General features: G+C 46.2%; 2 protein-coding genes. One reads left to right on the top strand and one right to left on the bottom strand.

From position 1 onward, the window contains the following. On the bottom strand, positions 1–853 hold an 853-nt coding region (locus tag ACFO3G_RS00840; RefSeq protein WP_380077089.1), incomplete at its 3' end, for a Clp protease N-terminal domain-containing protein. Between the two features lie 236 nt (positions 854–1089). Here ACFO3G_RS00840 and ACFO3G_RS00835 point away from each other — a divergent pair. Beyond that, on the top strand, positions 1090–1359 hold the full coding sequence (locus tag ACFO3G_RS00835; RefSeq protein WP_380077087.1) for a hypothetical protein: 270 nt from the start codon (positions 1090–1092) through the stop codon (positions 1357–1359). Positions 1360–1579 lie beyond the last annotated feature (220 nt).

Raw genomic sequence — 1579 nt, 5'->3', positions numbered from 1 at the left:
CCGCTCCCACCAGGGTGTGTATCTCGTCTATGAATAAGATGATTTCGCCTTCGCTTTTGGAAACTTCAGAAACAACCGACTTGAGTCGTTCTTCGAATTCTCCCTTGTATTTGGCTCCGGCGATCAAAGCCCCCATATCCAAACTATAGAGTTTCTTGTTCTTTAGGTTTTCGGGTACGTCGCCTCGAATGATTCGATGTGCCAAACCTTCCACGATGGCCGTCTTGCCGACACCGGGTTCACCAATGAGTATCGGGTTGTTTTTGGTTCGACGGGAAAGTATCTGCAGTACTCTTCTAATCTCTTCGTCCCTTCCGATAACAGGATCCAGCTTGCCGTCTCTTGCCCTTGCACAAAGGTCGACGGCATATTTCTCAAGAGTCCTGTAGGTATCTTCTGCCGACCGGCCGGTTACCTTGCTTCCCTGACGAAGTTCGGCCACGGCTGCCTTCATGGCTTTCATCGTTGCCCCATTGTCTTTGAGGATACGGGAGGCTTCACTGTCAACATCCAACAAAGCCAAAAGCAAATGCTCGACAGCAACATATTGATCCTGCATGTCGTGGGCGATGTTTTCGGCTTTGGTCAAAACAGAATTCATCTCTCGACCAAAGTACGGCTCACCACCCTGCACACGGGGTAGCTTTTCAAGGGCCTGTTTTACTTGATTCTTGATCAGATGGACCTGTAATCCTATCTTCGGAAAGACAAATCCGATCAAGCTCTCGCCACGATCGATCGTGGCAAGAAGCAAATGCAAAGGGGTAATCTCCTGATGCACATGCCCGCGGCACAACTCCACAGCCTGCTGCAGAGTCTCCTGCGATTTGATGGTATAATTGTCAATGTTCATATACCCTGTATAGTTCAAACTAAGTACCAATGTGATTTTATGACATTTTGACAGTATTATCGCTCAAATCATACATAATACATCCTGTATCCGCTTTAATGTGTTCCAACTGTCAATCCTGTCAAATAAGAAGGGAGATACAGTCCGATTGAAGGTCGGATGACTTGCTGTAAGAGGGGTGTCGTTGCAAAAGAAACAGATTTTTGGTATCTTGGCTCAGAGTAAAAAGATGTACCATGGAGATAAGCATACTACTTACCATACTTTCGATGATTGTTTCGCTTGGCGGATTATTCCCTCAGGCGGGTGAGATATGTCTTGTCAAACCAATGCAAATCAGGGCCTTCAAATCTGTCAAATTCAATCTTCGGAAGATACTTTCCCAATGGGCTGTGAAGCTCGTCTTAAGAGGGCTTTATTTGTTAAATACTGTTATTCTGATTGGTACTCAAAAAGTGGCTCAATCAACCATTATTCAACTTCAAAATCACAACTTCCGGGGTTAGGGGTCTCTGACCTTCTTACCTGCTTTGCCTGTTTTTATAGTACGAAGCAGGCTTTATTTATGCGCTATTTTAACAAATAAGCTCGCGCGAGACGCAATCTGTTCTCGCGCGACTTTCGATCCGATCTCGCGCGACCTTGACATGCGAAGTCGCGCTGCTTCAGGTGCAACCTCGCGCGAGGTTACTTTCAAAGTAGCGCGAGAATGGATTGCATCTCGCG

This window comes from Falsiporphyromonas endometrii (genome assembly GCF_042654485.1).
GTDB lineage: Bacteria > Bacteroidota > Bacteroidia > Bacteroidales > Porphyromonadaceae > Porphyromonas > Porphyromonas endometrii.
This window is presented reverse-complemented; position numbering and strand designations above follow the sequence as displayed.